We start from the raw sequence: 7236 nt of genomic DNA on the forward strand, positions 1-7236 counted from the left end.
ACAGGTCCGTACTCGGGCGGACGGCGAATGCCCGGCCTCCGGGCGCGGCGGTCAGCCGCAGAGGTTTCATCCACGGTACTGATGACCATTCATATTTTGTGGTCGCGGTCCCGGCGACTTCGTTGCGGGCCGGGCGCAGACCGCCTGATATCGGGAGCAGAAGGCCAATAGAGGAGTGTGGAGAGTTGTTCGATCGGTGCTTTGCGTTTCCGGATGATTTGCGTGTGGCGGTGCCGGCTTACCCGGCGCGGGTGGGAATTATCGGCGGCGGGCTGGCCGGGCTGGTTTCCGCCTACGAACTCCAACGGCGCGGGGTGGACGCCGTGGTCCATGAGCAAGCCGGGCGCCCCGGGGGCCGGGTGCGTACGCACCGGTTCTGGGACGGCACCTACGCTGACGTAGGCGCGATGCGCATTCCTGGGAATCACGCATGCGTGCTCCACTACGTGCGGCAGTTCGGCCTGCGGACCCGCCCCTTCATCAACCTCAACCCGGACGGTTACTACCATCTTCGCGGACGACGGGTTCGATTAGGCCAAGCGCAACAGCTCTATCCGGCCTACGGTCTCGATGTCACCGAACAGGGCGGACCAAGATCATGGCTGGACCGTGTGCTGCGTACAGCGTGGGACGAACTGACCCCCGCGCAGCAGGTGAGCGTCCTGGAGGGCGACTGGCAGGACGCGGCCCTGGACGAGTTGATGTCGACCTCCCTGTGGCAGTTCGCGCGCCGGCGGTTCTCCGAGGACGCCTGGGACCTGCTCGGGCACGCCAGCGGACTGGTGCACTACGAGGACGCCTCTCTTCTCGAGGTGCTCGTCGACTACTTCGGTCTCTTCCACGCCGCACCCCTTGAAATCGTCGGCGGGATGGACACGCTGGTGCGTGAGTTCGTACGGCGTCTGAGGCCGGGAACGCTCCGCCTGTCCACCCGTGTCGACGCCGTGCACCTGCTCTCCGACGGGGCGCGGATCACTGGCCGGTGTGTCGGCCGGCCCGTCGACGAGTCGTACGACGCCGTGATGGCCTGCGTCCCGCTGACCACGCTCGACCGGATCGCCATCACCCCGGAGCTGCCGCACCGGCAGGCACAGGCCGTCCGCGGCCTCACCTATGCGAGCAGCACCAAGACCCTCGTTCACCTGCGCAGGCGGAGCTGGGAGATCGACGACGGCATCTACGGCGGCGGGAGTTTCACCGATCTCCCCATTCAGCAGTGCTGGTACCCGTCGGACAACGCCCGTGCCGTCCCCGCCGCCGGCACGTCGCCGCAGCGGCTGACCGCTCGGAACGCCGAGCTTTCACACGAGCCGGGGGTGCTCACAGGCGCCTATCTCTGGGGCCCGCACGCGCAGCGGTTCACCGCGCTGAAGCCCGCGGACCGCGACCGGATCGTCATGCGGAGCCTGGAACAGCTGCACCCGGGCATAGGCGACGACATCGACGACATCCTGCACTGGGATTGGGACCATCAGCCCGGAATGAGCGGAGGATCCTTCGCCTACCTCGCTCCAGGAGAGCACACGAGATATCTCGACGGCCTGGCGACACCGCACCCGGCGGGCAATCCCCGTCTCTTCTTCGCGGGCGAGCACCTCTCAGCCGCCCACGCGTGGATGCAGGGCGCCGCCCAGTCCGCGCTCCACGCTGTCGGCCACGTGCTCGATCGTCTGTCCGCGACGGCGGAAGGGCTGGGCAAGCAGCGCACGGAGCACGCGGCGGAAGACCTCATCGGACAAGGAGCGGTGTCATGAGTACGCAGGGCAAGGAGAGCGACCGCCACCGTCCTGCGCCGCACATGGCGGACCTGCGCGAAGTGTTCCTCGCTCCACGCGGCACGCGCGAACGCATCGGCCTCGAAGTCGAGGCGGGTGTGCTGGACGAGACGACCGGCCTCGCCGCTCCCTACGCCGGGCCCCACGGCATGGCCGCCCTCCTGCACCAGGTGCTGCGGGAGTGGGGCGGTTCACCGCAGTGGGCCGGAGACGTCCTGACGGGCGTCCACCTCCCGGACGGCACCAAGCTGACGCTCGAACACGGCGGCCAGTTGGAATACTCCTCCCCTCCGGCGGACGACCTGGTGACCCTGGTGACGGCCATGCGCGTCACCGTCGAGGCCCTGGCCGCTCTGGCACAGCAGCACGGGCTGGCCATCGTGCCCGGGGGAAACCTGCCCTTCAACCGGGTCGAGACGGCCACCTGGGTTCCCACCGTGCGCGGTGGGGTCATGCGAACGTACTTCGCCGGCCTCGGCCCGGAAGGCGAGGGGGCGCCGCACATCATGAGGCTGTCGACCTCGACCCAGACCACGCTGGATCACCTCTCCGAGGACGACCTGGCTGCGAAACTGCGCGTCCAGGTGGCCGCCTCGCCCGTCGTCGCGGCCCTGCTCGTCAACTCGCCGCTGTACGCCGGCCGCCTCGACGGCATCCTCTCGCACCGCTGCCGCGACTGGCTGCGGATGGACCCCGGACGGGTCGGCTCCCCGCGCCCGGCGCTGCGGACCCCGCTCACGGCGCAGGCTCTCACCGACTGGGCCCTGGGCATGCCGATGATCTACCGCCGGGGCCCCGGCGGCTACTGCCTTGCTGGACCGCGGACCTTCGCAGACCTTCTGCGCGACGGTTTCGACGACGGCACTCCGCCTGATGAAGAGGACTGGCTCTCCCACCTCGACCAGATCTACACCACGGTCCGCGTCCGTCGGACTCTGGAGACCCGCGCGCCGGACGGCCCGCCGTACCCGCACATTCCCGCGGTGCCGGCCCTGTGGACCGGACTGACGTATCACGAGCCCTCGCGGTCGGCCGCCTGGGAGCTGCTCCGGCACTACACGCCCGAGGAGAACGCCGCGGCGCAACAGGCTCTGCCCACGGCCGGACTGGCGACGCGTCTGGGCCGGGACAGCGTTCGCGACCTGGCCCGCCACCTGCTCGGACTGGCACGCGCGGGCCTGCGGTCGCGCGTCCACGCCGGGCTCGAACAACCCGAAGCGCTTGCCTTCCTCGACCCGCTCGACGAGATCCTGGACACGGACGAGACGTTCGCCGAGCAGACCGCCCGTCACTGGCGGACGACCTACCGCAACGATCCCGCCCGCTACGTCTCGGCTCATCGGATCCCACCCGCCGCCTGACGCGGATCGCGGGCGAAGGCGTACGGCCCACCCACCAGTCGGTGGTCTCACCGCTGGTGGGTGGGTGGGTGGTTGGTTGGTTGGGCGCGCCGGGTCGCGGCGGGCGGGCAGGGGACGGGCTCGGTGCGACCGGCAGGCCGTCGGACGCCTCTTCGCAAGCGGTGCGGATACGAGGCGGCTGCGGCTCTCGCTCACACCATGACGGGGGCAGGCACCCCGCGGGGTGCCTGCCCAAGGGTCATCCGGTGGTCACGGAGGTGTTGTCGATGAGGAAACTGGTCGACAGCGAGGAATCCTCCGCACCGAGGAACTTGATGGTGACGGTCTTGCCCTTGAAGGCCGACAGATCCAACGTCCGCAGTGTGTAGTTGCTCGGCGTGGTGTTGGAGTAGGTGGCCAGGGTGGTCGTGGTGGTGCCTGAGACGACCTGGGCCTTGAGGGTGTCGTACGCCGTGGCGCCGGTCTCGGCGGTCGTGATCCGCAGGTAGAAGCTGAGCTTGGGCGCCACCGCGGTGGACGGGACGGTCACCGACTGGGAGAGGGTGTCGGTGCGAGTGGTGCCGCGGCCGTTGAGGTAGGCGTAGTAGGAGCCGGCATACGGGGCGCCGTCGGCACGGTTGGTGATCACTCCGGAGGCGGCGGTCCAGCCGCTTGCGCCGGACTCGAATCCGGGGTTGACGAGCAGGTTGCCGCCGGTCGGCGGAGTGGTACCACCACAGGTCGTGGCGGTCGCGGCGACGGAGACACCGCCCCACGCCTTCTCCACGGCCGTGCACTGGGCGCTGGTCGCGCCGTACAGGTCGGTGGCCGCCTTGATGGTGGCGGTCCTGGCCTGGGCGTAGGTCGTACCGGAGGTCATGTACGTGGTGAGCGCGCGGTACCAGATCTTGCCCGCGGCGGCGTTGCCGATGCCGGTGACCGTGGAACCGTTGCAGGTAGGGCTGTTGCCCCAGGAGCTCTGGCCGGAGCCGACGGCGAGGAGATAGAAGAAGTGGTTGCCCGGACCCGAGGAATAGTGCGGGTCCAGGTTCTTGGTGCCGGTGGTCCAGCAGTCCTGGGAGCCTCGGCCGTCCTTTGACGGCTTGTCCATGTAGCGCAGCGGGGTGCCGTTGCCGTTGATGTCGATCTTCTCGCCGATGAGGTAGTCGGGAGCGTCGGCCGCGTTGTCGGTGTTGAACTCGACCAGGGTGCCGAAGATGTCGCTGGTGGCCTCGTTCAGGCCTCCGGACTCACCGCTGTAGTTGAGATTGGCGGTGGCGGAGGTGACACCGTGGGCCATCTCGTGCCCGGCGACGTCGAGTTGGGTGAACGGCTTGGAGCCGGGCTCGCCGTCGCCGTAGATCATGGCGAAGTCCTTGTCGGACCAGCCGGCGTTGGCGTAGTCCACACCCCAGTGCACGAAGGACCGGGCGCCGGCGCCGTCGTTGCGGATGCCGTTGCGGCCATGGACGTTCTTGAAGTAGTCCCAGGTCTGCTGGATTCCGTAGTGCGCGTCGACGGCCACGGTGGCACGGTTGGTGAGCGTTCCGTCGCCCCAGGCGTTGTCCGTGTCGGTGAACGCCTGACCCCATCCGGCCGGAATGTCGTCGGTGTCGGGTATCGTGCGGTTCTGCGCGTCGCGGGTCTCTCCGTTGCCGCGGAGGGGGTCCTTGAGTTCGTACCCTCCCGAGATCGGGGTGGTGCTCACCCCTACGCCGCCGACCTGGTAGCCACGGCCGGTGCCCTCGGCGGTATGGAAGCCGTTCCAGTCGCGTACGACCTTGCCCGTGACCGCGTCCACCAGGACGTTCAGCTCATTGGGCGACTGGTCGGGCGCGATGCCGTTGGTCTCGACATGCCAGACCAGGCGGGGCGTCGCCGAGAGAGCGTCCACGGAGAGCTTCACCGACGTACTCGCCAGCCTGCCCTTGAACAGCTTCTTCGCGGTCGCCAACGCACTGGCGGAACCGACCTTCGCCTTCGTGGATACGGACAGCGGCGCGGCGAGGGAGAGGGTCGTGTCGTGCAACTCCCCGTCGGGGGCGGAGTGCACGATCACGTCGCCGCCGACGACCGGCAGGCCCTGATACTGACGGTTGAGGCGGACGTGGCTCGATCCGTCCTTGTCGATCTGGACCGCGCCGGAGGTGAACGTGTCCTGGGCGCTCGCGCGGGCCGCACGGGGGTGTCCGGCGATGGACTCCTTGGCCTCGCGGAGAGCCTCGGAGGAGGTGACCTTCGGGGGAGCGGGCCTCGGATCGCTCACGGTGGCGCTGACGGAGTCGGTGGCGACGGCGACGGCGGGCTGGGCCATGGCGCCGGCTACGAGCAGACCGCCGACGGCGAGCGCCAGGAATGGTGTGTGGCGTGGGGGAAGTCTCATGGGCCGGAAGAGTGGCCGTCGATGGAACGGCAGGTCAACGGCCCACAACTCTGTTAATTAAGCAGAGTTGCGAACGGTGCATGACAAGTGGATCCAGACCTTTCGCAGGGGCGTCATGCTCAATACTGTTGTGGGCATGACCGATAATCGCCCCCTTCGCAGCTACGTCGCCACCTGCGCCCGGATCTGCAGAACGACCCCGTCTGGAGACACTCTTGGCCGGCCATGACGGAACTCCCAGCCGCCGTCACAGATCCGAACTGGCCGCCGCCCTGCGCAACGGTCCCTTCGAGGCCGCCCTCGACGAGGCGATCCGCGCCAGAGGCCTCAGTCTGCAACGGCTGCAACAGCATCTGCTGGCAAGGGGGGTGACGGTCAGCGTCACCACGCTCAGCTACTGGCGCAGCGGGCGCAGCAGGCCGGAGCGTCCGAGTTCGCTCCAAGCGGTGCGCCTCCTGGAGGAGTTGCTCCGCCTTCCGGTCGACTCCTTGGTCTCGCTGCTCGGTCCGCAGCGGCCACGCGGCCGATGGGTCGGCCGACCGCCCACGGTCCTGGACACCGAATCGCTCTGGCGGGAGGACGAGAGCCTCCCTGTACTTCTGAGCGAGCTGGGCAACACCGACGATGGCCTGAAGAGGCTGATCGCGCATGACCGCTATGAACTTGACGAGTACGGAGCCGAGGTCAGATCGACGTCCACCCTCATCCTCCAGGCGACCCGGGAACGCGCCGACCGCTGTGTGGTCATCATCCGCGGGGAGAGCCCGAACCGGCCACTCCCCGAACTCACCGAACTGCGCAACGCCCGCATCGGCCGGGTGCGCAGCGACCCGTCCGTTCCGCTGATGGTCGCTGAGCTCCTCCTCGACCACGCGCTCTCCCCGGGCGAGACCGAGATCATCGAGTACACGTACACCTACCACCACGCAGGACGACCACCCACCGATGCGTGCGGGCGCGCTTTCCGCGTCGCCGCTCAGCTCTACACCCTGGAGATGCTCTTCCACCCGGCCCGCATTCCGGTACGTTGCGGTACCTATTCCAGCTCCGTCCGGACCGGCCCGACGCAGGGCTCGCTGGCGGACAAGCCGTTGTGGATCAGCGCCTCGGGGCGTGCACACGCCGTCTTCCAGGACCCCGTGGCCGGCTTTCACGCGATGCGCTGGGAGTGGGAGTGAGATGCGCTGGGAGTGGGAGTGACCGGAGACCGGGAGGAGGTCCGCCCGGTGATCACGGGCTGGGGCGGTCGGGAGGCGGGTTCACCGCCAAGCTGCACCCGGCCGTCGAGCAGGGGCGGAAGTCCATGCCGATCGGGGTGACAGCAGGGCGGCGCCGAGACTCGCCGCCATCCGAATCCATGCCAGAGGAAGGTCCGCGTGCCTCGCATCGGACCGAGCCGACCGCGCGTCGACAAGGCCGACCAGGCCCGTAACCGCGGGAAGTGCGGCTCCCGCGGCGGCCGACCGCCGTACCCCGATGCGGCGACCACCGCGAGCGCCATGCGGTCGAGTGCGGGATCAACCGCCTCAGGAGGAACAGAGTTGCCGCCACGCACTACGACACAACACAAGCTCGCGATCCGCTACGAGGCGACTGTGCTGGTCGCGGCGATCGACGAATGGGCTATGACTCCGTCTCGCGTGTCATCACGTAGGCGTTCCCGGAGTCGGGGTCGCCGTAGAAGAAGAACAGCTTCAACTCGTCGTGCTGATCGCGGTCCACATAGAAGGACCACGCG

The 7236-nt window shown here is 68.6% G+C and carries 4 protein-coding genes; 3 read left to right on the forward strand and 1 reads right to left on the reverse strand.

Going from position 1 to position 7236, the window contains the following annotated elements; all coding sequences use genetic code 11:
- Positions 1–185 precede the first annotated feature (185 nt).
- The gene (locus tag EES43_RS27380; RefSeq protein ID WP_206430135.1) at positions 186–1754 is read left to right on the forward strand and encodes a flavin monoamine oxidase family protein; all 1569 of its coding nucleotides are present in this window, start codon (positions 186–188) and stop codon (positions 1752–1754) included.
- Positions 1751–3136 (forward strand): glutamate-cysteine ligase family protein, encoded by a 1386-nt coding sequence (locus EES43_RS27385; RefSeq protein WP_124271232.1) that lies wholly within the window; start codon positions 1751–1753, stop codon positions 3134–3136. The genes EES43_RS27380 and EES43_RS27385 overlap by 4 nt, the downstream gene beginning before the upstream one ends.
- Before the next feature lie 238 nt (positions 3137–3374).
- On the opposite strand, the gene EES43_RS27390 is transcribed toward EES43_RS27385, so the two are convergent.
- Complete coding sequence (locus EES43_RS27390) at positions 3375–5498, reverse strand: M4 family metallopeptidase (protein ID WP_124271233.1); 2124 nt, start codon at positions 5496–5498, stop codon at positions 3375–3377.
- Between the two features lie 215 nt (positions 5499–5713).
- On the opposite strand from EES43_RS27390, the gene EES43_RS27395 reads away from it, so the two are divergent.
- A complete protein-coding gene (locus EES43_RS27395; protein ID WP_124271234.1) occupies positions 5714–6676 on the forward strand; it encodes a hypothetical protein in 963 nt (320 codons plus the stop codon).
- The last annotated feature ends 560 nt before the right edge of the window (positions 6677–7236 follow it).

This window comes from Streptomyces sp. ADI96-02 (assembly GCF_003846185.1).
GTDB lineage: Bacteria > Actinomycetota > Actinomycetes > Streptomycetales > Streptomycetaceae > Streptomyces.